This window comes from Nonomuraea terrae (assembly GCF_044465245.1).
Classification (GTDB): Bacteria; Actinomycetota; Actinomycetes; order Streptosporangiales; family Streptosporangiaceae; genus Nonomuraea; species Nonomuraea terrae.
Genome location: NZ_JBITLL010000002.1, coordinates 437,223 through 459,590, shown reverse-complemented (window position 1 = coordinate 459,590; position 22,368 = coordinate 437,223). Strand labels below are relative to the sequence as shown.

The 22,368-nt window shown below is 72.8% G+C and carries 20 protein-coding genes; 9 read left to right on the top strand and 11 right to left on the bottom strand.

The genetic code is table 11. The annotated features are described in order from the left end of the window. Positions 1-199 precede the first annotated feature (199 nt). The 3 genes from ACIBP6_RS08495 to ACIBP6_RS08485 all read left to right on the top strand — a co-directional run bounded on the left by ACIBP6_RS08495 (position 200) and on the right by ACIBP6_RS08485 (position 4,104). A complete protein-coding gene (locus ACIBP6_RS08495; RefSeq protein ID WP_397050100.1) occupies positions 200-2,143 on the top strand; it encodes a S9 family peptidase in 1,944 nt (647 codons plus the stop codon). Positions 2,144-2,289: 146 nt separating this feature from the next. Beyond that, complete coding sequence (locus tag ACIBP6_RS08490) at positions 2,290-3,486, top strand: cytochrome P450 (RefSeq protein WP_397050098.1); 1,197 nt, start codon at positions 2,290-2,292, stop codon at positions 3,484-3,486. Positions 3,487-3,516: 30 nt separating this feature from the next. Beyond that, positions 3,517-4,104, top strand: a complete 588-nt coding sequence (locus ACIBP6_RS08485) for a TetR/AcrR family transcriptional regulator (protein WP_397050096.1) — start codon at positions 3,517-3,519, stop codon at positions 4,102-4,104. Between the two features lie 5 nt (positions 4,105-4,109). On the opposite strand, the gene ACIBP6_RS08480 is transcribed toward ACIBP6_RS08485, so the two are convergent. Next, the gene (locus ACIBP6_RS08480; protein ID WP_397050094.1) at positions 4,110-4,919 is read right to left on the bottom strand and encodes an N-acetylmuramoyl-L-alanine amidase; all 810 of its coding nucleotides are present in this window, start codon (positions 4,917-4,919) and stop codon (positions 4,110-4,112) included. Between the two features lie 431 nt (positions 4,920-5,350). On the opposite strand from ACIBP6_RS08480, the gene ACIBP6_RS08475 reads away from it, so the two are divergent. After that, positions 5,351-5,632: a metal-sensitive transcriptional regulator gene (locus ACIBP6_RS08475; protein ID WP_397051487.1), complete on the top strand. Its 282-nt coding sequence runs from the start codon at positions 5,351-5,353 to the stop codon at positions 5,630-5,632. 8 nt (positions 5,633-5,640) lie between these two features. After that, positions 5,641-5,925 carry a hypothetical protein gene (locus tag ACIBP6_RS08470; protein ID WP_397050092.1) on the top strand — a complete coding sequence of 95 codons (285 nt, stop codon included), beginning with the start codon at positions 5,641-5,643 and terminating at the stop codon, positions 5,923-5,925. Between the two features lie 7 nt (positions 5,926-5,932). Here the strand turns inward: ACIBP6_RS08470 and ACIBP6_RS08465 are convergent, their stop codons facing one another. Genes ACIBP6_RS08465 through ACIBP6_RS08455 form a run of 3 tightly spaced genes read right to left on the bottom strand, consistent with a single transcriptional unit; the run spans position 5,933 to position 9,670 of the window. Next, on the bottom strand, positions 5,933-7,198 hold the full coding sequence (locus tag ACIBP6_RS08465) for a hydroxyacid-oxoacid transhydrogenase (protein ID WP_397050090.1): 1,266 nt from the start codon (positions 7,196-7,198) through the stop codon (positions 5,933-5,935). Positions 7,199-7,202: 4 nt separating this feature from the next. Further along, positions 7,203-8,585, bottom strand: coding sequence for a glycoside hydrolase family 5 protein (locus tag ACIBP6_RS08460; protein ID WP_397050088.1), 1,383 nt, complete (start codon positions 8,583-8,585; stop codon positions 7,203-7,205). Between the two features lie 11 nt (positions 8,586-8,596). Beyond that, the gene (locus ACIBP6_RS08455; RefSeq protein WP_397050086.1) at positions 8,597-9,670 is read right to left on the bottom strand and encodes a LacI family DNA-binding transcriptional regulator; all 1,074 of its coding nucleotides are present in this window, start codon (positions 9,668-9,670) and stop codon (positions 8,597-8,599) included. A 302-nt stretch (positions 9,671-9,972) separates the two neighbouring features. Between ACIBP6_RS08455 and ACIBP6_RS08450 the strand changes: the two genes are divergently transcribed. The 4 genes from ACIBP6_RS08450 to ACIBP6_RS08435 are packed head-to-tail and all read left to right on the top strand — an operon-like array spanning position 9,973 to position 15,144. Then, the gene (locus tag ACIBP6_RS08450) at positions 9,973-10,953 is read left to right on the top strand and encodes a carbohydrate ABC transporter permease (protein ID WP_397050084.1); all 981 of its coding nucleotides are present in this window, start codon (positions 9,973-9,975) and stop codon (positions 10,951-10,953) included. Then, positions 10,943-11,788, top strand: a complete 846-nt coding sequence (locus ACIBP6_RS08445; RefSeq protein ID WP_397050082.1) for a carbohydrate ABC transporter permease — start codon at positions 10,943-10,945, stop codon at positions 11,786-11,788. Before ACIBP6_RS08450 ends, ACIBP6_RS08445 begins: the two co-directional genes overlap by 11 nt. A gap of 36 nt (positions 11,789-11,824) precedes the next feature. Further along, positions 11,825-13,117, top strand: coding sequence for an ABC transporter substrate-binding protein (locus ACIBP6_RS08440; RefSeq protein ID WP_397050080.1), 1,293 nt, complete (start codon positions 11,825-11,827; stop codon positions 13,115-13,117). After that, positions 13,117-15,144: a hypothetical protein gene (locus tag ACIBP6_RS08435; RefSeq protein ID WP_397050078.1), complete on the top strand. Its 2,028-nt coding sequence runs from the start codon at positions 13,117-13,119 to the stop codon at positions 15,142-15,144. Before ACIBP6_RS08440 ends, ACIBP6_RS08435 begins: the two co-directional genes overlap by 1 nt. Positions 15,145-15,147: 3 nt before the next feature. Here the strand turns inward: ACIBP6_RS08435 and ACIBP6_RS08430 are convergent, their stop codons facing one another. The 7 genes from ACIBP6_RS08430 to ACIBP6_RS08400 all read right to left on the bottom strand — a co-directional run bounded on the left by ACIBP6_RS08430 (position 15,148) and on the right by ACIBP6_RS08400 (position 22,352). After that, a complete protein-coding gene (locus tag ACIBP6_RS08430; protein ID WP_397050076.1) occupies positions 15,148-16,539 on the bottom strand; it encodes a hypothetical protein in 1,392 nt (463 codons plus the stop codon). Then, entirely contained in the window at positions 16,536-17,282 is a 747-nt protein-coding gene (locus ACIBP6_RS08425) for an alpha/beta fold hydrolase (protein ID WP_397050074.1), read from the bottom strand. The genes ACIBP6_RS08430 and ACIBP6_RS08425 overlap by 4 nt, the downstream gene beginning before the upstream one ends. Positions 17,283-17,345: 63 nt before the next feature. Further along, complete coding sequence (locus ACIBP6_RS08420) at positions 17,346-18,674, bottom strand: PP2C family protein-serine/threonine phosphatase (RefSeq protein ID WP_397050072.1); 1,329 nt, start codon at positions 18,672-18,674, stop codon at positions 17,346-17,348. Positions 18,675-18,806: 132 nt separating this feature from the next. After that, the gene (locus tag ACIBP6_RS08415; protein ID WP_397050070.1) at positions 18,807-19,757 is read right to left on the bottom strand and encodes an NAD(P)H-dependent flavin oxidoreductase; all 951 of its coding nucleotides are present in this window, start codon (positions 19,755-19,757) and stop codon (positions 18,807-18,809) included. 16 nt (positions 19,758-19,773) lie between these two features. Next, positions 19,774-20,010 (bottom strand): DUF2630 family protein, encoded by a 237-nt coding sequence (locus tag ACIBP6_RS08410; RefSeq protein ID WP_397050068.1) that lies wholly within the window; start codon positions 20,008-20,010, stop codon positions 19,774-19,776. Between the two features lie 418 nt (positions 20,011-20,428). Further along, a complete protein-coding gene (locus tag ACIBP6_RS08405) occupies positions 20,429-21,232 on the bottom strand; it encodes an SAM-dependent methyltransferase (RefSeq protein ID WP_397050066.1) in 804 nt (267 codons plus the stop codon). 130 nt (positions 21,233-21,362) lie between these two features. Beyond that, the gene (locus ACIBP6_RS08400; protein WP_397050064.1) at positions 21,363-22,352 is read right to left on the bottom strand and encodes an endonuclease/exonuclease/phosphatase family protein; all 990 of its coding nucleotides are present in this window, start codon (positions 22,350-22,352) and stop codon (positions 21,363-21,365) included. Positions 22,353-22,368: the final 16 nt, after the last annotated feature.

Here is a 22,368-nt window from a genome sequence, read left to right as displayed (position 1 = left end):
TGTGTGGGACGAGCCTAGCGCGAGTTGAACGCGTTCGAATCAGGCGTCACCTGCTCGTGTGAGCAAGGTGGCCTCGGGGCGAAGTCGGCGGTGATCTCCGTCTCAGTGCGATGGCGCATCCGGGCATCGACCGTACGGACCGGACAAATGATCGCCATGGTGTACTGATCACCATCTCTGATGCCGGAGGACGAATCTGATGAGCAAGGTCACGCCGCAGCTGGTCGTGGACGGCGCCGTGCCGCTGCACCCGGTGATCTCGCCGGACGGCCGCCGGGTCGCCTGCACGGTGACCGCGATCGGGCGGGCGCGGACGCATCCGAGCAGTGCGATCTGGGTGGCCGCCACGGACGGGAGCTCACCGCCCAGGAGACTGACTCCCGGTACGGCGAAAGACTTCATCCCGCGCTGGGCCCCGGATTCGAGGTCGCTCTTCTTCGGGTCCGATCGCATCGAGCGGGGCACCACCCAGATCCATCGGATACCGCTCGACGGTGGGGCGGCGGAGGAGCTGACCACCTGGAGGAGCGGGGTCTTCGACTTTCTTCCGCTCGCCGGCGGCCGGTCGGTCGCGGTGGTCGCCGCTGACGAGCCGACCGAGGAGACCGAGCGCAGGAAGGCGGAACGCGACGACGCCAAGGTGTGGGGAGAGGGGGTGCCCTACGGCCGGTTGCGCCTGCTCGACCTGAGCACCGGCCGGTTGCGGGTGGTGGACGGACTCGGCGACAGGCACGTCGTCGAACTGGCACAGCGTCCGGACGGCGGCCCGCTCGCCGTGCTGAGCTGGGCCACCCCCGAGCTCGACCCGGTCAGTTTCCGCTGCCGACTGCATGTGGTCGACCCGGAGAACGGCAAGGTGCGGGATCTCGGCGAGGCCGCGTTGGAGGCGTCGGCACCGACCTGGTGGAACGCGGGCGGCGAGTGGCACCTGTCCTACCTGGCGACGACCCCGCCAGGTCCGGTCGGAGGCCGCGCCGTCTTCGACCTGACCGTGCCCGAGACCGGTGCCGCGGCGGAACACCGCATCCTGACCAGCGGCATGACGGTCTGCCCTACCGGCTTGGCGCAGGTCGCGAGCGGGCCACCGCTGGCGCTGTTCGCCGACGGTCTCGACACCGCGATCTACCGGCTCGATCCGGAAACGCGGCGGTTCGAGCGGACATCGCGCAGGGCCGGCTTCGCCGCCTCACTCACCGTGAGTGACTCGGGCGAGGTCGTCGCGGCGCTGGCGAGCACGTCGTACGAGCCGATGAACGTCCACGCCGGGCCGCCCGCCGATCGGCTTGCCCGGCTCACCGACACCAGGCCGGAGTTGCGCGCGGTCCGGTGGGGAACCCAGGAACGCCTCGCGTACCAGGCGCCGGACGGCCTCGACCTCGACGGGCTGCTGATTCTGCCCCCCGGGCGAAGCCGCCACGACGGCCCGTTCCCGCTCGTCACCCTGGTGCACGGCGGCCCCTACGGGAGGTACGCCGACCAGTTCGCGCTCGGCGTGATCCCGTCGGGACAGTGGCTCGCGACTGCGGGATACGCGGTCTTCCTGCCCAATCCGAGGGGTGGCGAGGGCCACGGACCCGCCTTCGCCGCGTCCGTCGCGGGCGCGGTCGGCATGGACGAATGGACGGACATCGTCAGCGGCATCGACCTGCTGATCGCCGACGGCATCGCGGATCCCGACCGGCTGGGGATCGGCGGATGGAGCCACGGCGGGTTCATGACCGCCTGGGCCGTCGGGCAGACGAGCCGGTTCAAGGCCGCGGTGATGGGCGCCGGCATCTGCGACTGGGGAATGCTCGTCGCGACCGGCGAAGGCGGGACCTTGGAGGCGGGGCTCGGCGGGAGCTGCGGCTGGGAGGGCAGCGGCCCGCACCGGCACGACGAGCTCAGTCCCATCTCGTACGCCTCGCGGATCCGCACCCCGGTGCTGATCCTGCACGGCGAGGACGACACGAACGTGCCGATCGGCCAGGCCACCTACTTCCACCGCGCCCTGCGCCGGTTCGGCGTCGAGCACGAGTTCGTCGTCTATCCGAGAGAAGGCCACGCGATCCAGGAACGTCACCACCAGATCGACCTGCTCCGGCGCACCCGCGCGTGGTTCGACCGATGGCTCGCCGCCCCCCTCGTGGAGGGTGCGCGGTGACCGCGCGGGACGTCGTCTCCGGTGTGCGCGGCGGCGGAGGAGAGGTGCTGGTGGGGGCCGTCGGGAACGGAGAGGAGTGAGAGGGTTACTATCGGTTTCTGCGATGACCTGCGCAGATCCGATCGTCGGTCGTGTCAGGAGATGAGATGAGCGATTCACCGGTCCTGCCCCTGTACATGCGGCGTTCGGAGTTCGATCCCGACCCGGAGCTCGCGCGGATGCGCGAGGACGAGGGCGTGCGGCGGGTGAGCACGATGTTCGGTCTCGACGCCTGGGTGGTCACCCGATTCCCCGACGTGCGGGAGGTTCTCGGCGACTCCACGCGCTTCAGCAACGCCCACCGCTCCGCACTGCGCCCGCCCGACGTGCCGGAGCTGACCGACGACGAGCTCGCGATGCTGCGGGCCGGCAACCTGCTGTCCTTCGACCCCCCGGAGCACACCCGGCTGCGCAGGATGCTGGCCCCCGAGTTCACCATGCGGCGCATGCGCCGCCTCGAACCGCGCATCCAGGACATCGTCACCGACCACCTCGACGCCATGGAGGCCGCCGGGCCTCCGGTGGACCTCGTCCGGGCCTTCGCCCTGCCGATCCCGTCCCTGGTGATCTGCGAGCTGCTCGGCGTCCCGTACGAAGACCGCGACGACTTCCAGCGGCGTACCACCAAGATGCTCAACCTGTCGCTGCCCTCCCGCGAGCGCGTGGCCGCCCAGATGGAGTCGCGTGCCTACATGGGCGAGCTGGTCGCCCGCGCCCAGGCCGAGCCGGGCGACGACCTGCTCGGCATGCTGGTCCGCGAGCACGGCGACGACCTGCGCACCGACGAGCTCGCCGGCATCGGCGCCCTGCTCCTGCTGGCCGGTCACGAGACCACGTCCAACATGCTCGGCATCGGCACCCTGGCGCTGCTGCGCCACCCCGACCAGCTCGCCCTGCTCAGGCAGAAGCCCGAGCTGATCGACGCGGCCGTGGAGGAACTGCTGCGCTGGCTGAGCATCGTGCACTCCGGCGTGCTTCGGATCACCACGACCGAGGTCGAGCTGGCGGGCCTCCGCATCCCGGCGGGCGAGCTCGTCCTGTGCGCGCTGCCGGCCGCCAACCGCGACCCGGCGCTGGTGCCCGACCCGGACCGGCTCGACATCCGCCGCGGCGACATGGGACACGTCGCGTTCGGCCACGGCGTGCACCACTGCCTCGGGGCGCCGCTGGCCCGGATGGAGATGCACGTCGCCTTCCCGGCCCTGTTCGAGCGCTTCCCCGGGCTGCGCGAAGCCGGCCCGCCCGCCGAGTTCCGCTCGTTCAACGTCGTGTACGGGCTGGCCTCGCTCCCCGTCGCCTGGTGACGCCGGCGGCGGGCTGCTAGCGTTCGGCGTGTGCGCGAGCAGGTACGACGGGCGGACGCGCGGCACAACTCCGCCAGGGTCGCCCGCGCGGCAATCGCCGTGCTCTCCGAGCAGGGCCCGGCGGCGTCCCTCGACGACATCGCCCGGCGGGCCGGGATCGGCATCGCCACCGTCTACCGGCGTTTCGGCGACCGCGACGGCGTGATCCGGGCCGCGTTATCGGCGTACGTCGCCGAGACCGTCGAGCCGCGCCTGCGCGGCGCCCGCGACGGCGGCGACGCCGGGCGGGCGCTGACCGAGGCGCTGGCCGCCACCGTCGCCCTGCTGGCCGCCCGCCACGGGTTGCTGGCGGCGGCGAAGGAGTCCGGCGCCTTCGACGTGGACGTCGCCGAACGCTTCATGGAACCGCTGCGCCCCCTGCTGACCAGGGCCCAGCGGCAGGGACGGGTACGCGCCGACCTGGTCGTCCGCGACCTGGCCGCCGTCGTCGTGATGACTCTCGCCACCGTGCGCCCGGGCGGGGGCGCCGCCGCCGACACCCACCGCTGCCTGGCCCTGCTGCTGTCCGGCCTGCGTCCCTCGGCGGAGCCGTTACCCGCCACCGGGCGGGCGTCCTGAGACGGCTACACGCGCAGCAGCGGCGCCCACGTCCGCGGCCCGACCAGCCCGTCGTCCGGGAGACCCTTGGCCTGCTGGAACCCGCGGACCAGCGCCACCAGCCCGTCGTCGCACCGGGTGGACTCCAGCCAGCCCGCCAGCCCCTCCTCGATCTCCGCGTACGCCGTGGGCGGCACGTGCCCGCGGGCGAACAGGCAGCCCCTGACGGTCTTGACGTCGAAGTTGTCGTCACCGGGCCGGATCATCGGCAGTTCCTTCATGATCTCCTCCGTCCAGGAGTCGGGCGCGGGGGCGCCGTTGACGAGGGCGGCGACGGCCGCCCGGAACTCGGTCATGTCGATGGAGTGGGGGTCGGGCTTGGAGGTGTTGACCTCCCGGTGCGCCCGTACGCGCGCGGCGGGCAGCCCGAACTCACGGCACAGCTCGGCGCACAACCGGTGGTAGGCGTCGAGCTGGACCTGCGGCCAGGGCTGGCGGCCGTCGTTCTCGGCCTCGATGCCGAGCGAGCTGGAGTTGTCGTGGCGCGGCGAGGTCGAGGGGGCGTTGTGCCAGCAGCGGCCGGCCGCGATGACGTAGACGCGGCCGGACCTGCCGAGCCCGAAGTGCGACAGGGGGCCGTCGAGCCCGGGGCGGCCGTCGCGCACCACGCCCAGCGACGGGTAGTCGCCGCCGCCGGCGGGGCCGGCGGTGTGGTGGCAGACGATCCCCTGCACCTCCGGCTGCGGCCCGTGGCCGCGACTCTTCCACCCGGCCACCTCGGTCACCGGATGGCCGGTGCGCCTGGCCACGTCGGCGAGCTGGGTCAGGTAGGGCATCGGGGGACCTCCGTGATGTGTCTCGACGGTTTTCACAACTCTCGCTTGCCGAAAAGTGGCGACCCTATCGCGGTAAGTGATCATGCGGGGCCGTACGGGCGCCTTGGCGTGCGCGAACGGGCTTCGATCAGGATCCGCGCGGAGGCGCGTGCGGCGGGCCGGAAGACGGGGCCGCGGCCGACGGCGGGGGAGGGGCGGCAGCACCCGGGGCGTTCGCAACGCGGACCGGGCGGGCTCCGGGAGCGGGGGTGGGGCGGATGGCTGCGGCTTTCCTCGTGTCGGCGGACAGTGCTGACAGTTTTCTAGCACGGCGCCTGCCCCTGGCAGGGCCGAATTCACACATCCGGACGGTCCGAACGCCCGGAATACGGGGAGGGGGTATGGCGTTGGCGGAGGCGGACGGCGGGGATCTGACGAAAGGGGAGCCGGGCATGGCCGGATACAGCGGCCGCAAGCAGGCCCACACGGCGCGGTTGCGCCGGATCGAGGGGCAGGTCCGCGGCCTGCAGCGGATGGTGGACGACGACGCGTACTGCATCGACGTGCTGACCCAGGTGTCGGCGGCGACGAGCGCCCTGAAGGCGTTCTCGCTGTCGCTGCTGGAGGAGCACCTGGCCCACTGTGTCGCCGAGGCCGCGCGCAAGGGCGGCCCGGAGGCCGACGCGAAGGTGAAAGAGGCTTCGGAGGCGATCGCCAGGCTCGTCCGTTCCTGACCGTTCCGATGGCGCGGCGGCTGCTGCCGCTGCTGGAGCCGTACCTGCCGCAGCCGGCCATCGCCATCCTGGACTTCCTCATCCAGGAGCAGAGCGTCGGCATCCACTACCACCAGGGCAACGACGTCCTCGACCACCTGATCGACCCGGCCCCGCTCACCTTCGAGGCCGGCTGCGCCCGGCGCGCCACCCGGCCGGGCCTCGGCATCGAGATCGACGAGCGCGGTGTGGAACGTGCCGCCGAGCGCGGCCAGCGCCGGCGCGACCCCGACGGCTCCTTCGCCGCATGGTGACGCCGGCTCACCAGTTCTCGAGCGAACGGCGCAGGACGCCCGCCGCCGCCTCCTCGTCGACCGGCCGCGGCGCGGTGGCCAGCAGGCGCTGCTGCTTCATCGCCCCCTCCACCAGGGCGGGCACGTCCGCCTCGGTGTAGCCGACGCCGGAGAGCCCGTTCGGCAGGCCGATGTCGCGCATCAGCCGGGTCAGCACGGCCGGCAGGTGGCCGGCCGGGTCGCGGGGCCGCTCGCCGCCGGGTTCGAGCAGCTCGGCGGCCCGCAGGTGCCGCTCCGGGCACGCCTCGAACGTGAAGCGGAACGCCTGCGGCGCGGTGAGCGCCACCGCCATGCCGTGCGGCACGAGCGGCTCGCCCGGCGGATAGCCGTCCGGGTGGAAGCCGCGGACCCGGCCCGCGATCGGATAGGCGTTCGCGTGCGGGAGGTGCACCCCGGCGTTGCCGAACCCGAGCCCGGCGAACGTCGCCGCGAGCGCCATGTCGCCCCGCGCCGCCGCGTCGGAGCCGTCGCGCACCGCCGCACGGAACGACGTGGCCAGCAGCGCCATCGCCCGCTCGGCCCACATGTCGGAGATCGGGTTGGCCCCGCAGTACGGCACCCGCTGCTCCGGCCGCTTGCGCTCGAACGACGTGTACGGCCGCGCGGTGTAGCTCTCCAGCGCGTGGCAGAGGATGTCCATGCCGGACGCGGCCGTCACCCCGGCCGGCTGGCTCATCGTCAGGTCGGGATCGACCACCGCGAGCGTCGGCCGCAGCCGAGGGTGGCTGATGCCCGTCTTGACCTTCAGCGCCGGCACGTCCATCACGCACACGGTGGTGCTCTCCGCGCCCGTGCCGGTCGTCGTGGGCACCGCGACCAGCGGTTTCAGCGGATGCTCCGGAGCCCGGCCGCCGCCGACGGGGACGTTGACGTAGTCCATCAGGTCGCCGGGGTTGGTCGTCAGCAGGTTCGCGGCCTTGGCCGTGTCGATGCTGGACCCGCCGCCGACCGCGACGAAGGCGTCCCACGGCCCGCTCGCGCGAGCCTGCTCGGCGGCCCGCCGCAGGCTCTCGTCGGTCGGCTCGACGTGCACGCCGTCGAACACGGCGGTCTCGATGCCGTACGCGGCGATCCGCTCGGCGACGCGCGCCGGGTGGCCGGTCGCGGCCACCCCGGGGTCGGTGACGACGAGCGCGCGGCGGACGCCGTACTCGGACAGGTCGTGGCCGATCTCGGCGGAGGCGCCCGGCCCGAACTTCAGCGCGGGCGAGCCATAGGTGAAGACGGACTCCATACGCTCAGTCTCCGCTCATATGCTCGCGCAGTACGTCGTTCAGCGGCCCGCGCCGCTCGCACGCGGCGAACGCGAAGCAGCCGGCCAGTTCCTCCGCCTCGTCGGGGGTGACACCCTCGAAGCAGCGGGCGAAGTCGCCGACCAGCGGCTCGGCGAACATGATGTTGCGCACCAGCGTCTGGATCCAGGGCTTGCGGCCCCACGGGAACGGGTCGAAGTGCGGGAACTCCTTGTCGAACAACTCCTCGATCGGCTCCAGGAGGTGACGGACGTGCTCGTCGGAGCCGCCCCAGGAGTCGGCGCCGAGCCGCTTCTTCTTCTCCAGCACGGGCGCGATGCGGCGCACGTACGCGCTGTCGGGGCGGGCGTACACCAGGCCCTGCAGCCCGATGTCCTTGTAGGTCCACAGCGACCAGCTCGCGCCGTGCTCCCGGTAGATCTCCAGCTGGTCGCGCAGCAGCCGCAACCGTGACCGGTCACGCTCGGGGTCGCCGTCGTAGACGGGCCCGAACTCGCCGATCCAGACGGGCGTCCCGGTGCGCCGCATGAACTCCGTACGGCGCAGGAACGTCTGCTCCACCACCGAGCGGTCGAAATGCTCGCCCCGGGTGACCCCCGGGTAGGAGCTGCCCGCGGCGATGCCGGGCAGCGCGTAGTCGTGCGCGGTGTAGACCGTGTTGGGGAACGGGTCACCGAAGATCGAGAAGTCGGTCGAGTAGCGGTTGCCGTCGAGGAACAGCACGTGCCGGTCGTCCACGGCGCGGATGGCCTGCTCCAGCCGCTCGTAGAACGGCCCGATGACCGCGCCGGAGGAGTCGGCGGGCTCGTTGACCGGGTTGTAGCCGGCCACCTCGGGCCGGTCCCTGTAGCGGTCGGCGATCGCCTCCCACAGGTGCACGACGCGGTCCTGGTAGTGCCGCTGGTTCCAGAACTCCGCCCAGTGGGTCGGGTTGTCGCTGTGCCAGTGCTGGTTCTGCCGGCCCGGCACGGCGTGCAGGTCGAGGATCGTGTACAGCCCGGCGTCGGCGCACAGCCCGATCACCCGGTCCAGCCAGGCGAACCCCTCCTCCTTCAGCACGAACGGCCGGTCGTCGTCCTCGAAGTGGCGGTAGTTGAACGGCACCCGCACCGAGTTGAGCCCCAGCGAGGCCAGGTGGCGGGCGTCGTCGGCGTCGAAGAAGTCGGTGAGGAACCGGCGGAAGAACCGCTCGTAGCCGTCCTGGCCGAGCACCCTGCGCAGGGCGGCCCGCTGCAGCGACTCGGTGGCGGGATAGCCGGTGATGAAGTTCTCCATGTTCATCCACCCGCCGAGGCCGACGCCCGCCAGGACGACTGTCCGCCCCGACTCCCCGGCCAGCCGGTCGCCGCTGACGCTGATCCACTCCATAGGTGTTCTCCTCATCGGGATGGCGCCGGCCCGGTGCTGCCGCGGACGAGCAGCCGGGGCTGGTAGCGCACGTTGTAGCCGCCGCTCTCACCGTTCATCAGCGCCCACAGGCGCTCCCACGCCTGCCGGCCCAGCTCGCTCTTCGGGATCGACACGGTGGTGAGCGGCGGCGTGGTGTAACGGGCGAACGGGATGTCGTCGAAGCCGGTGATCGACACGTCCTCCGGCACGCCGACGCCCAGCTCGCGCAGGCCGGTCAGCGCTCCGGAGGCGACCATGTCGTTGAACCCGACCACCGCGCTCGCCCCGCAGCCCACGACCGCGGGGGCGGCGGCGTGGCCGTCGTCGAACATGGAGCCGCACGGCAGCACGGTCAGCTCCAGGCCGGGGGCGGCGGCGCGCAGCGCGGCGAGCCGTTCCGCGTTGCCCGCGCTGCCCGGAGGCCCCGCCAGGTAGGCCAGGCGCCGGTGCCCGAGACCGGTCAGATGGGCCACGAGGTCGCGGACGCCTGCCGCGTTGTCGATCGACAGCGACGGCGCGCCCAGGCCGGGCACCTCGCGGTAGACCAGCACGAACGGCGCCAGCCGCGCACCGATCGAGCACAGCCGCTCGGCCGGCGCCCGCGGCGAGGCCAGGACGAGTCCGTCGGAGCTGCGCCGCGCCTCCAGCGCGAGGATCACCTCCTCCTCCGGGTCCTCGTCGGACTCGGCCACCAGCAGCTGGCGGCCCGCCTTGCCGGCGGCCTGGCTGAGCCCGCGCAGCACGCCCTGGAAGAGCGGGTTGCCGAGGTCGGGCACGACGAGCGCGATGGTGCCGGTGCGGCCGAGCGCGAGCCGCCGCGCGGCCGGGCTGGGCGCGTAGTCGAGCGCCTCGGCGGCGGCGCGCACGCGGGCGGCCAGCTCGGGGCTGACGGTCGGCGAGCCGTTCATGACCCGGGAGACGGTCGCCCGAGAGACGCCGGCCGCCTCGGCGACGCGGCTGATCGTCGCCGCTCCCGCCGGCCGCGGCCCGCGCCGCCCGGCGCGCGGCCCTCCACCGCCGTCCCGGTCCTGCTCCTGGTCACCGTTTCCGGTGCTCGCCCTCATGCATTCTCTCCCTGCACGCTCAGGGACTCATCCCAGCATGCGTCGCCTCGGCGGACCGCCGCGGGGGGCATCCTCGGGCGGCACCATCTGAGATACCGGTTTCTCAGTACGCATTACAACCGTTTGTCGGAGATTAGCGCAAGACGTGGGGATTCACGTTTTTCCTGGTAGTCAGTCGGCTAACAGTGCGTTGACACCAGAAGTGCCCGATGTTAGAAACTGGTTACTCATAAGCCCAATCACGGCTTGTGCCCCTGTTTTCCCGGTCGCGTGCGGCTCAGCGCGACTGCGAAGGGTGATAGATGAGCAAACGTTTGGATCAGGCGGGCACGACCGTCGCCCCGCCTCCCCCTCGACCCGCGTCTCCGACCGAAGACCCACCCCGCCGCCGGCGTTTCCTGCGTCCCGGCGGGCCGCCGCAGGACCGCATCGGCTACCTGTTCCTCACGCCGTGGTTCATCGGCATGGCGGCGTTCACCATCGGGCCGATCCTCGGCTCCCTCTACCTGTCGTTCACCGAGTACACCCTGCTCAAGCCGCCCGAATGGCTCGGCCTGGACAACTACCGCGAGATGCTGGAGGACCCGCGGCTGCACAAGTCGCTGCTGGTCACCTTCCTCTACGTGTTCGTGTCGGTGCCCATCCAGCTGATCCTGGCCCTGGGCCTGGCGCTGCTGCTCAACCGCGGCGTACGCGGGCTGGCCTTCTACCGGTCGGTCTACTACCTGCCGTCGCTGCTGGCCGGCAGCGTCTCCATCGCCATCCTGTGGCGGCAGATCTTCGGCCAGGAGGGCCTGGTCAACCAGCTGCTCGCCTTCTTCGGCGTCGAGGGGGTGAGCTGGGTCGCCCACCCTGACTTCGCGCTCGGCACGCTCGTGCTGCTCAACGCCTGGACGTTCGGCGCCCCGATGGTGATCTTCCTGGCCGGGCTGCGGCAGATCCCCGTCTCGTACTACGAGGCCGCGCAGGTGGACGGCGCCGGCACCGTGAACCGGTTCTTCCACATCACGCTGCCGATGCTGACGCCGATCATCTTCTTCAACGTCGTGCTGCAGATGATCGGCGCGTTCCAGAGCTTCACGCAGGCGTTCGTCATCAGCGGCGGCCGCGGCGGCCCCTCCGACGCCACCCTGCTCTACACGCTGTACCTGTACGAGCGCGGTTTCGGCTCCTTCGACATGGGCTACGCCTCCGCGATGGCGTGGATCCTGCTCGCACTCATCGCCGCGCTGACCGGTCTCAACTTCCTCTTCGCCAAGCGGTGGGTGTTCTATGGCAACTGAGATCAGGGGCGGCCGGTCGCGGCGGCTGTCGAAGCACGCACTGCTGATCATCTGCGGCGTGGTGATGCTCTACCCGCTGCTGTGGATGGTGTCGAGCTCGGCCAAGCCCACCGAGACCATTTTCCGCGACCCCTCCATCTGGCCCACCGAGCTGGACCTCGGCAACTACGTGGACGGCTGGACGGCGCTGGAGTACCCGTTCCACCACTATCTGATCAACTCGGCCGTGATCGCGATCCTGGCCGTGCTGGGCAACCTGGTCTCGTGCTCCCTGGCGGCGTACGCGTTCGCCCGGCTGGAGTTCCGGGGCAGGAAGATCTTCTTCGCCATGATGCTGGCGACGCTGATGCTCCCCATCCACGTGCTGATCGTCCCCCAGTACGTGCTGTTCGCCCAGCTGGACTGGATCAACACGAACCTGCCGCTGGTCGTGCCGAAGTTCCTGGCGCACGACGCGTTCTTCGTCTTCCTCATGGTGCAGTTCATCCGCGGGCTGCCCAAGGAGCTGGACGAGGCGGCGCGGATCGACGGCTGCGGTCACATCAGGATCTACTGGCGGATCGTCATGCCGCTGTCGATCCCGGCCCTCGCCACCTCGGCGGTGTTCACGTTCATCTGGACCTGGAACGACTTCTTCAGCCAGCTCATCTTCCTGACCGACCCCGAGCTGTGGACGATGCCGGTCGCGCTGCGCTCGTTCATGGACGGCCAGGGCGAGACGGCCTGGGGGCAGCTGTTCGCCATGTCCATCGTGGGCCTCGCCCCGATCTTCGGGTTCTTCCTGGCCGGGCAGCGCTATCTGACGCAGGGCATCGCCACCACCGGCTTCCGGTGATCTGTGATGAAAACGTTTCAAGCAAGGAGAGCGACCATGTCAAAGCGAACCAGAGGGCTGGCGGCGCTCTGCCTGGCCGGTGTCATGCTGGCGGCCTCGGCCTGCGGCGGCTCGTCCGGCGGCGAGAGCGAGTCCGGCGCCGTCGAGCTGCGCTTCAGCTGGTGGGGCAACAACGACCGGGCCGAGGCCACGCAGAAGGTCATCGACGCCTTCGAGGCCAAGAACCCCGGCATCACGGTCAAGGGCACCTACACCGACTTCAACTCCTACTTCGACCGCCTGGCCACCGAGGTCGCGGGCGGACGCGCGCCCGACGTCATCACGCTCGGCGGCGCCTACCCCCGCGAGTACGGCGACCGCGGCGCCCTGCTCGACCTGGCCACGGTCGGCGGCGTGCTCAAGACCGACAAGATCGGCGCCGCCGCCCTCGGCAACGGCAAGTTCAGCAACGTCCAGTACGGCGTCCCGACCGGCGTGAACGCCATCGCCCTGGTCGTCAACCCGGACCTGTTCGACAAGGCCGGCGTGGAACTGCCCGACGAGGACACCTGGAGCTGGGAGGACTTCAGCCGCATCGCCAAGGACCTGGCCGGCAAGCTGCCCGACGGGTCGTTCGCGCTGACGGACCCGACCCGTACCGACATGCTGGACATCTACTCCCGCCAGCGCGGCGAATCCCTCTACACCGCCGACGGCAAGGTCGGCATCACCGACAAGACGCTCGTCGACTGGTGGACCATGACGCTCGACCTGCTCAAGGCCGGGGCGACCCCGCCGGCCTCGCAGACCTCCGAGCTCACCACGCAGCCGGCGCCCGAGCAGACCCTGATGGGCCGCGGCCTGGCCGCGATGCAGTTCGACTGGAGCAACCAGATCACCGCGCTGCGCAAGGCCTCCGGCGCGCCGCTGCGGCTGATCCGGGTGCCGGGGGAGAGCCAGGGCACCCAGCCCGGCATGTGGCTGCAGGCCTCGCAGATCTACACGATCAACGCCAGGAGCGAGCACCCGCAGGAGGCCGCCAAGCTCGTCGACTTCCTGGTGAACACCGCCGACGCCGGCAAGATCGTCCTCACCGACCGGGGCATCCCGGCCAACTCCGACGTCCGCGCCGCCATCGAGCCGCAGCTCAGCGAGGAGCAGCAGATCGAGACCGCGTTCATCGACACGCTGACGCCGAAGGCCGGCCCGCCGCTGGTCATCGGCCCGACCGGCTCCGCCGACGTGTGGAAGATCCTCGACCGGGTCAACGCCGAGGTGCTGTTCGGCCGCCAGCAGCCCGCCGCCGCCGCGGCCGACTTCATCAAGCAGGTCGGGACGGCGATCGGCTGATGATCGACCGCCGCGCGCTCGTGGGCCGGCACGCGGTCGAGGTGACGTCCGTGCTGCCGGAGTCGCCGCTGTCCGTGGGCAACGGCGAGCTCTGCTACACCGCGGACGTCACCGGGCTGCAGACCTTCCCCGGCCTCCACCCGGTCGACGACCCCGAGGGGCCGGGGACGCTGCTGGCCACCATGGCCTCGTGGGGGTGGCACAGCGTCCCCGGCCCCTACGACCTGGCCGCGACGACGCGGACGTACCGGACGCCGCGCGGGCCGGTCCCGTACGTCGACATGGCGGACATCACCCGCCCGTCACCGGCGCAGGCGTGGCTCCGCGCCAACCCGCACCGGCTCGACCTGGCCAGGATCGGGCTCGTCGCGGCCGGCGGCCGGGCGCTCGAACCGGAGGACGTGAGCGGCGCGCGGCAGCGGCTCGACCTGTGGACCGGCGTGCTGACCGGCGCCTACCGGCTGCGCGGCACGCCGTTCCAGGTCGTCACCGCCTGCCACCCCGAGCGGGACGTGCTCGCCTTCCGGATCGAGTCGCCCCGGCTGGACGGGGTGGCGGTGCGGCTGGCCTTCCCGTACGGGTCGCAGGCGTGGGGCAACGCCGCCGACTGGTCGCGGCCGCAGGCGCACTCCTCGGTCCTGCGGCCGTCGGCGGACGGCTTCACGGTGGCGCGGCGGCTCGACGGCACCGCCTACGAGGTGGCGGTGACCCTGACCGGCGGCCGGGTCGCGCAGGCCGGGCCGCACGAGTACCTGATCACCTTCGACGGGACGGCGGCCGAGCTGGTCGTCGCCTTCCACCCGTCCGGTCCCGCCGGCGGCAAGACGTCGTTCGGCGAGGTCGTGGCGGCATCCGAGCGGCACTGGGAGCGGTTCTGGAGCACCGGCGGCGCGGTGGACCTGTCCGGCAGCCACGACGAACGCGCCCCCGAGCTGGAACGCCGCGTCGTCCTGTCGCAGTACCTCACCGCGATCCACTGCGCGGGCTCCACCCCGCCGGCCGAGACCGGCCTGATGGCCAACAGCTGGCGGGGCCGCTTCCACCTGGAGATGCACTGGTGGCACGCGGCCCACTTCCCGCTGTGGGGCCGCCCCGAGCTGCTCGAACGCAGCCTCGGCTGGTACGCCGCCATCCTGCCCCGCGCCCGCGGGACCGCCACGGCGCAGGGCTGCCCCGGGGCGCGCTGGCCCAAGCAGGTCGGCCCCGACGGCCGCGAGAGCCCCAGCCCGATCGGCCCGTTCCTGGTGTGGCAGCAGCCGCACCCGATCTACCTGGCCGAGCTGGTGCGCCGCGCGATCGGCACCCGCCGCGCCGTCGCCCTGTACGGCGACCTCGTCCTGGAGACGGCCGCCTTCATGGCCGCCTTCGCCGTCAAGGGCCCCGGCGGGTACGGCCTGGGCCCGCCGCTGGTCCCCGCCCAGGAGTCGTACGCCGACGTGCGCGCGGACGCCGCCGACCCGGCGTTCGAGCTGGCGTACTGGGCGTGGGCGCTGGAGACGGCACAGCGCTGGCGGCGGCTGCTGGGCCTGGCCCCCGAGCCGTCCTGGGCAGAGGTGGCCGCCGGGATGGCCGCCCCGCTGGTCCGCGACGGCGTGTACGCGGCCATGGACGCGCCGCCCTACACCGTCCGCGACGACCACCCGTCCATGCTGTACGCGCTCGGCTTCGTCCCCCCGACCCGGATCGTCGACCCGGGCGTCATGCGCGCCACCCTGCGCGACGTGCTCGGCGACTGGAACTGGGAGTCCACCTGGGGCTGGGACTACCCGGCCATCGCCATGACCGCCGCCCGCCTCGGCGAGCCGGACCTGGCCGTCGACGCGCTGCTCATGCCCGTCGCCAAGAACACGTACCTGCCGAACGGGCACAACCGGCAGAGCCCCGGCCTGCCCGTCTACCTGCCGGGCAACGGCGGCCTGCTCGCCGCGGTCGCCCTCATGGCCAGGGGCTGGGACGGCGGGCCGCCCGCGCCCGGCTTCCCGGCCTCCTGGACCGTACGGCACGAGGGCCTGCACCGGCTGCCCTGACGGTCAGCGGGTGCGCAGCTCCAGCTCCTCGCGCTTGCCGAGGAACTCCTCGGCCCGCGCCCACTCCAGCGGCAGCGGCATCGGGTACGTCGTCCTGATCCGCGCCAGCTCCCGGTGGGCGCGGGCCAGCACGGCGAAGTCGCGCGGGTAGGCGCGGGTGTCCACGCCGGTGAACACGCCGACCTTGCGCGCCCTGGCCAGCAGCTCCCGCCACGCGTCGATCGGCGCCAGCCCCACCGAGTCCACTCCGTGCGAGAACAGGGTGAGCCGGATCTCGTCGTACGGGTCGGCGGCGTCGAGGTAGGAGCGCAGCCGGGCGTGCGAGGCCTCGGTGTTGAACACCGTCCAGAACGGCGCCGAGCCGCTGCGCAGCGCCCACCACGGCTCCAGCAGCAGGAAGCACTCCACGAGCAGCCGGTCGGCGGGCAGGCCGCGGCGTTCGTGCCAGGACCGGTGGAGATCGGCGACGGCCGGGCTCAGGTCCTCCGGCTCACCGAAGCGCAGCCGGGCGAGACGCCAGCCATGGCGTTCGGCCAGCTTCTCCAGGTCGCCGAGCAGCTCGGGCTCGAACCCCCACTCCGCCTCCGGCCGCTCGCCGTCGGCCGGCGGGTAGTCCCACGCGCGCCTCGGCGAGCCGTAGCGGCGCAGGTAGTCGGCGACGCGGGGGCCGCCGTGCGCGTACTCCTCGGGCGTCGCGCCGCCCAGCGCGCCGTGCTGGAACACGTGCCGCGGCCCCACCCGCGTGCTCGGCCAGCGCAGCCCGCACTCCACCACGACCAGCGTCGCGCCCGGTTCGAGCGACTCCTCCAGGAACCGCGCGTACGCCTGCGGCAGCCGCCGCCACTTCACCCGGAAGTACGTCATGCCCGCGATCATCAGGCGGTCCTGGTTGGCGTCGTGCATGTGGTGCAGCACCAGGTCGGGGTTGGCGTCGAGGAGCGCCCGCCCCGCCTGCCGGGTCGTGTCCAGGTCGCCGCGCGGGTCGTCGGGGTGCACGCCGTGCCGCCGTACCGGCAGCAGCAGCGTCTGCGGCAGCCACGGCGCCGACACCGCCGCCGCCAGGTGCACCAGCGCCCCGTTGGACGAACCGACGAACGCCACCGGATACCGGCGCCGCGGGTAGTGCCCGGTCACCCACCGGGCCAGCTCCTCCGACCGGATCTCCGGCACCCGCCGCAGCGGCACCGCCTCCGCCCAGCCGCTGACCGCGTACGCCTTCTCCTGCAGCGCACGCGGCAGCCGGCTCGCCGCGCCGAGCAGCGCGGACATCGCCGGCTCCATGGCCGCCGGGCCCTGGCCGATCAGCGGCACGTCCTTGTCGTGCAGGAACCGCGCCAGGGCACGCAACATCCCGGTCGCCGAGTCGAACGACGCCACCGCCTTGCCCGGCCTCACGCGGCCACCTCCTCAAGGAACGCGGTGACCTCACGGGCGAGCCCTCGCGGGTCCCGGTACGGCACCATGTGCGGCAACCCCTCCATGACCACGAGCCGCCCCCGCGGCAACAGCCGCGTCACCTCTTCCGCCCACGCCTGGGGCACCATGCCGTCCCGGCCGCCGCGCACGACGAGAGCCGGCACGGCCACGTACGGCAGCTTGTCCTCCACCCGGTCGCGCATGGAGACGCCGAAGCTGGCCAGCACGCGGCGCGGCCCGGCGTCGAGGTAGTCGGCGACGTTCAGCGGCGCCATGCGCGGGCTCTCGTGCACCGAGTTGCGCAGCCACTGCGCGACCAGCCGGACGGGGGAGCGGCCGAGCGGATCCACCGTCGGGCCGACCAGCACCAGCGCGGCCACCCGGTCCGGATGGCGCACGGCGACGTCCACGGCCACCTGGCAGCCGAACGACCCGCCGAGCAGGCACGCCCGCTCCAGCCCCGACTCCGCCAGCCAGGCGGCCACCGCGTCGGACAGCCCCGCCAGCGTGGGCGGCGCGGAGGGCTTCTCACTGCGGCCGAATCCGGGCAGGTCCACGGCCCACGCGTCGTGCGTCGCGCCCAGCTCCTGGACGAACGGCAGCATCTCCCGCCCGGACACCCCGGCGCCGTGCACGCACACGACCGCCGGGCCCGGCCCGCGGCGGCGCCGGCTCATGATCGCCGTGCCGGACACGGTATGGACGAGTTGTTCGAGCGGCACGCCTCTCCTCTCCCGGAAGGGCCTGCCCCCTACCCCAGCGGTGATCCGGCGAACGTCCGCCTCTCACAGGGTGAGGCCGCGCGCCCGCTGGGTGTCGCGCCACTCCACGGTCAGCACGGTCGCGTCGTCCTGGAGCCGGCCGCGCTGGTGCTCCAGGATGGCCTGGATCAGCCGCCGCAGCGTCTCCGGCGCCGCCATCCCGTCCGCCTCCCGCCGCACCACGAAGTCGATGAACCGCTCCAGGCCGAACAGCTCGCCGCCGGGGCTCTGCGCCTCGATGATGCCGTCGCTGTAGAACAGCAGGCGGTCGCGGGGCTGGAGCTGGTAGGACAGCAGCCCCGTCGAGGCGTCCAGGCCCAGCCCCATCGGCGGGTCGGGCACACCCTCCAGCGTCGCCACCAGGCGGCCCTCGCGGATCACCAGGGGCGGGTGATGGCCCCGGTTCACCCAGCTCAGCACGCCCGTCCCGAGGTCCAGCTCGGCCAGGATGCCGGTGGCGAAGCGGCCGGTGAACTGCTCACTGATCGCCGCGTCGACCGCCGAGGCGGTCTCCGGCAGGCCCGCGCCCAGCCGGCGGCTGTTCCTGAACGCGCCGATGGCCAGGGTGGCGGTCAGTCCGGCCGAGGTGTCGTGCCCCATCGCGTCGAAGACCGCCAGGCGCAGGATCCGGCCGTCCAGCCCGAAGTCGTAGGCGTCGCCGCCCACGTCGTACGCGGGCTCCAGCGCGGCGCTGACCACCACGTCCTCCGTGGCGAACGTGCCCGGCGGCAGCAGGTTCCACAGCACCTCGGCCGACAGCGTCAGCGGGCGGGTCCGGACGAGACGGGCGTAGGAGTCGCTGTGCGGGCGCTTGCTGATCAGCAGGACCGCGGCGAGGGCCGCCAGGTTCTTCACCCGCGACTCGGCGAGCTCGTCGTCGTGCGGCACCGTGACGCCCAGCACGCCGACGCGCTCGGTGCCGTCCAGCATCGGCACCCACAACCGCCGCGCCCCCTCACCTCCCGGCGCCTCCTCCTGCTCCGCCGTCCCCGGGCCCGCGGCGGGTTCTGAGGTCGCCGGGTCCGCGGCGGGTTCTGAGGTCGCCGGGTCCGCGGCGGGTTCTGAGGTCGCCGGGCCCGCGACGGGACGCGTGCGGACGATCTCCACCAGGCGGAAGGCGCGCCCCGGCAGGGTGCCATCGATCCGCACCGTACGCGGCACCGCGCCGTCGGAACCGCTCTGGCCCGGCAGCGGCACGAGGAGCTGCTGCTGCAGGTCGGTCGTGTAGATCACGATCTGGGAGAAGCCGACCCGGCGCGCGTGCGAGGCGATCTCGCGCGGCAGGTCCTCCATCGCGCACAGATGCATGGCCTGCAGCAGACCGCCCAGGACCCGCTCACCCTCGATCCCCACGTTCGCCCACCCCCCGAGTACGCGTCTGCCCGCACTCCTACCCATTGGGCGACCCCCACGGCCGGCGGGAGAAGACGTATCGGCGGCTGATGGCGGGGGGCGGCGTCCTGCGCGCGCCGGCCGCTGGTGACGTCAGGGGGTCGTGAAGCGGCGCAGCAGACGTTCGGCGGCGGCGAAGGCGGCCACCACGTCGGCCGCGGTCCGCTCACGCTCCACCAGGCCGACCGCCTCCCCGGCGTAGACGTAGGCGGTGTCGTAGTCCCCCGCCTGGCGGGCGGCGGCCAGCTCGGCGGACGCTGTGTCGTCCGCGGCCAGATCCGCCTCCCGGCCCTCCCACCGCTCGAAGAACGCGTTGCGCAGAGCGCGCCCGCCGTACTCCGGGGGCCAGGCGAGCCGCTGCGCGACGTCGAAGACCCGCCCGTACGCCGTGCCGGTCTCCCCGGCAGCCAGCACCCGCCGCCGGGCCGCCTCGGGGAGCGTCGTCTCGGCGCAGCCGAGGAACGCCGTGCCCACCCAGGCGCCCTCGGCGCCCGCCGCCAGCACGGCGGCCAGCCCGCGCGCCGTCGCGATGCCGCCCGCGGCCAGCACCGGCACGTCCACCGCGTCCAGCACGCCCTGCAGCAGCGGCAGTGTGGCCACCTCGCCGCGTCCGTGCCCGCCGCCCTCGCCGCCGCGGGCCACGACGACGTCCGCACCGGCCCCCGCCGCGTCCCTGGCCTCCTCCGTGGTGCCGGCCTGGGTGGCCACCACGATCCCGGCCTCCCGCAGCGGCCCCAGGTGGCGCGCGTAGTCGCCGTAGCTGACCGACACCAGCGCCGGGCGCGCCTCGATCACCGCGCCCAGCTGGGCGTCCGTGAGGGCCCAGGCCATCAGCCCGATCCCGTACGGCCGCCCGCTCGCGCCCGCCACGGCGGCCTGGTCGCTGATCCACCCGGCGGACGCGGTGGGGGGCACACCGAACATGCCGAGCCCGCCCGCCGCCGACACCGCCGCGGCCAGCCGCCCGTCGCTCACCCCGGCCATCGGTGCCCCGACCAGCGGCACGTCCACCCCGAAGCGCTCGGTCAGCCACGTACGCAGCATGTTCACTCCTCCGCTGTCACTGCAGGTAGTTCTCGACCTGCGAGACCGGCGCGGCCTCGGCGTCGTCGGGGTCCATACCGGCGTCGCGCCGGCCGCGGCGCCGGCGCAGCAGGTCCCAGCACTGGTCGAGGGTCTCCTCCAGGTGGGTGAGCCGGGTGTGCTGCTCCGGCCCGGCCGACGCGCTCTGCGAGCGCAGCTCGTGCTCCTCGTCGACGAGGGCGTGGATGCGCTGGAGGATCTGCTGTTCGTCCATGAGCCTTCCCGTTCGCGTGTACGCCCGGGACGTCCGGCCACGGGCCGAACCACCGTACAACGCGCGGAACCGGCTGCTCCGGCCAGGGCGACTCGAGGATGGTGTCCACGAAATCGCCGCGTTCGAAGCCCGGCACGTACCGCTCCAGCACGTCGGCCTCGACGTTGCCGAACGCCGTCCAGACCCGGCGGATGCTGTCCTCCGGCACGTCGTGCTCGCGCGGGAAGCCCCGGGCGATGGACTCGCGTACCAGCCGGGTGGCCTCGTCCGCCAGTTCGGTGTCGGGTACGTCGATCAGGGAAACCTCCTGGTCGCGGATACCGCGAGGACTCGCCCATGACGACCACCGCACCGCATGACAGCGTGAATTCCCCGACGGGGGCATGTCATGCGGGCGAGGGAGAGGCTCCCGTGCAGGTCAGAGCTTGCGGCCCACCACGCCGTACGCGCCCGCGTCCTGCGGGGCGCGGTCGACCGGGCCGTCGGGGCGCCAGTCGAAGACCGGGACCAGGCCGGGCTCCTCCAGCTCGTACCCCTCGAAGAAACGCAGGATCTGCTCACCGCTGCGCGGCGTGAAGGCCAGGGCCTCGCTGTTGTACGCCTCGGCGCTCGCCCCCACCAGCTTCGGGGCGAAGTCGGCGGTGACGTGCGAGATCGCCAGGTAGCTGCCGGGCGCCAGCGCCTCGCTGTAACGCGCCACCAGGCCGAACGGGTCCTCGTGGTCCTTGATGAACATCAGCGTGCCCACGATGACCAGCCCGACGGGCTTGCTGAGGTCGATGGTCTCCAGCAGCTCGGGGTGCTTCAGGATGGCGTCGGGCTCGCGCAGGTCGGCCTCGATGTACGCCGTCCGCCCCTCCGGGGTGCCCTTGAGCAGCGCCCGGGCGTGGATCATCACGATCGGGTCGTTGTCGAGGTAGACGATCCGCGCGGCCGGGTCGGCCGCCTGGGCCACCTCGTGCGTGTTGCCCTGGGTCGGGATGCCCGTCCCGATGTCCAGGAACTGGGTGACACCCTGGGCGGCGATGTGGCGCACGGCGCGGCCGAGGAAGGCGCGGTTGTCGCGCGCGCCCTGCACCACTCCGGGCGAGGCCTTCGCCGTGGCCTCCGCGACCGCCCGGTCGGCGGCGAAGTTGTCCTTCCCGCCCAGCCAGTAGTCGTAGACGCGGGCGGAGTGCGGTACGGACGTGTCGATCCGCGGGTGAGGGGTCTCCTCGGTCATGGGGGCCTCCGGGGTGACGACGGGATACAGAAGATGATCATATGTCGGGAAACATCCCCCGCGCGGGTTGATCGTCAGCTTCCCGCCGTCCCCGATGAATCGGACATGTCAGGCCCCGGAAGGCGCCGGATCAGCCCGCCACCCGCAGGTCCGCGAAGAGCGCCCGATGGTCGGACCCCGGCACGTCGAACACCCGCACCCCCACGGCCCCCGCCCGCGCGTCCGTCAGGACGTGGTCGATGGTCACCAGCGGCGGCAGCGAACGCCCGTGCGGCCACGTCGGCATCAGCCCCTGCCCGGTGGCGTCCGCCGCGTCGGTGTAGCCGGTGGCCAGCAGCCGCCGGAAGACCGCGTGGTCGAGCGTCGCGTTGAAGTCGCCCGCCAGGATGCGCGGCGGCCCGGAGCCGGGCGCGGGCGGCAGCGAGGCCACCCCGGCCTCCCACTCCGGCACCGTGGACGGCACCGGCGCGACCGGGTGCACGACGACCACCTCCACGGACGAGCCGCCGGGCAGCGACACCTCGGCCACCGGCATGTGGTGCCCGACCGGCTCGAACAGCCCCGTCCGCTCGCGCAGGGGGTGGCGGCTGTAGACGCCGCTGCCCTCGGGACCGCGCGGCTCCGGACTGCTGATCTGGTACGGCAGCATGCTCTCCAGCCCGGCCTCCGCCAGCCGGTCGCGCGCCGAGAAGGTCAGCTCCTGCACGCTCAGCACGTCCACGTCGAGCCTGCGTACGAGGTCGGTGATCACGGCGGCGTCACCGCGGCCGCCGTTGAGGTTGGCGGTCAGCACCCGCAGCGGCCGCCCCCGCGCGGGAGCGTCGCCGGCGATCGCCCGCGGCACCACGAGCCAGGCCAGGCAGGCGCACACCACCGCCATGACCGCGACGGCGGCGCGGCACCTCAGCAGCGCCACGACCCCCAGCACCACCAGGGCCGCGACGGCGAAGTACGGCGTGAACGAGACGAGCGGCACCAGGAACGCGCCCGACTCCACCCCGCCCACCCGCACGGCCGTCCCCGCCGCGAACAGCACGGCCACCCCCGTGGCCACCCGCGCCCGCCACATCCGGCGGGGCCGTACGCGCACCGCCGTCTCCGCCTTCTCACGAACCAGCACGAAGCTCCACGGTAAG

What these genes read in the sequence shown, in the direction of transcription:
- ACIBP6_RS08495 (WP_397050100.1), top strand. Translation starts at nt 200, where the DNA reads ATGAGCAAGGTCACGCCGCAGCTGGTCGTGGACGGCGCCGTGCCGCTG.
- ACIBP6_RS08490 (WP_397050098.1), top strand. Translation starts at nt 2,290, where the DNA reads ATGAGCGATTCACCGGTCCTGCCCCTGTACATGCGGCGTTCGGAGTTC.
- ACIBP6_RS08480 (WP_397050094.1), bottom strand. Translation starts at nt 4,919, where the DNA reads ATGCCCTACCTGACCCAGCTCGCCGACGTGGCCAGGCGCACCGGCCAT.
- ACIBP6_RS08475 (WP_397051487.1), top strand. Translation starts at nt 5,351, where the DNA reads ATGGCCGGATACAGCGGCCGCAAGCAGGCCCACACGGCGCGGTTGCGC.
- ACIBP6_RS08470 (WP_397050092.1), top strand. Translation starts at nt 5,641, where the DNA reads ATGGCGCGGCGGCTGCTGCCGCTGCTGGAGCCGTACCTGCCGCAGCCG.
- ACIBP6_RS08465 (WP_397050090.1), bottom strand. Translation starts at nt 7,198, where the DNA reads ATGGAGTCCGTCTTCACCTATGGCTCGCCCGCGCTGAAGTTCGGGCCG.
- ACIBP6_RS08460 (WP_397050088.1), bottom strand. Translation starts at nt 8,585, where the DNA reads ATGGAGTGGATCAGCGTCAGCGGCGACCGGCTGGCCGGGGAGTCGGGG.
- ACIBP6_RS08455 (WP_397050086.1), bottom strand. Translation starts at nt 9,670, where the DNA reads ATGAGGGCGAGCACCGGAAACGGTGACCAGGAGCAGGACCGGGACGGC.
- ACIBP6_RS08450 (WP_397050084.1), top strand. Translation starts at nt 9,973, where the DNA reads ATGAGCAAACGTTTGGATCAGGCGGGCACGACCGTCGCCCCGCCTCCC.
- ACIBP6_RS08445 (WP_397050082.1), top strand. Translation starts at nt 10,943, where the DNA reads ATGGCAACTGAGATCAGGGGCGGCCGGTCGCGGCGGCTGTCGAAGCAC.
- ACIBP6_RS08440 (WP_397050080.1), top strand. Translation starts at nt 11,825, where the DNA reads ATGTCAAAGCGAACCAGAGGGCTGGCGGCGCTCTGCCTGGCCGGTGTC.
- ACIBP6_RS08435 (WP_397050078.1), top strand. Translation starts at nt 13,117, where the DNA reads ATGATCGACCGCCGCGCGCTCGTGGGCCGGCACGCGGTCGAGGTGACG.
- ACIBP6_RS08415 (WP_397050070.1), bottom strand. Translation starts at nt 19,757, where the DNA reads ATGCTGCGTACGTGGCTGACCGAGCGCTTCGGGGTGGACGTGCCGCTG.
- ACIBP6_RS08410 (WP_397050068.1), bottom strand. Translation starts at nt 20,010, where the DNA reads ATGGACGAACAGCAGATCCTCCAGCGCATCCACGCCCTCGTCGACGAG.
- ACIBP6_RS08405 (WP_397050066.1), bottom strand. Translation starts at nt 21,232, where the DNA reads ATGACCGAGGAGACCCCTCACCCGCGGATCGACACGTCCGTACCGCAC.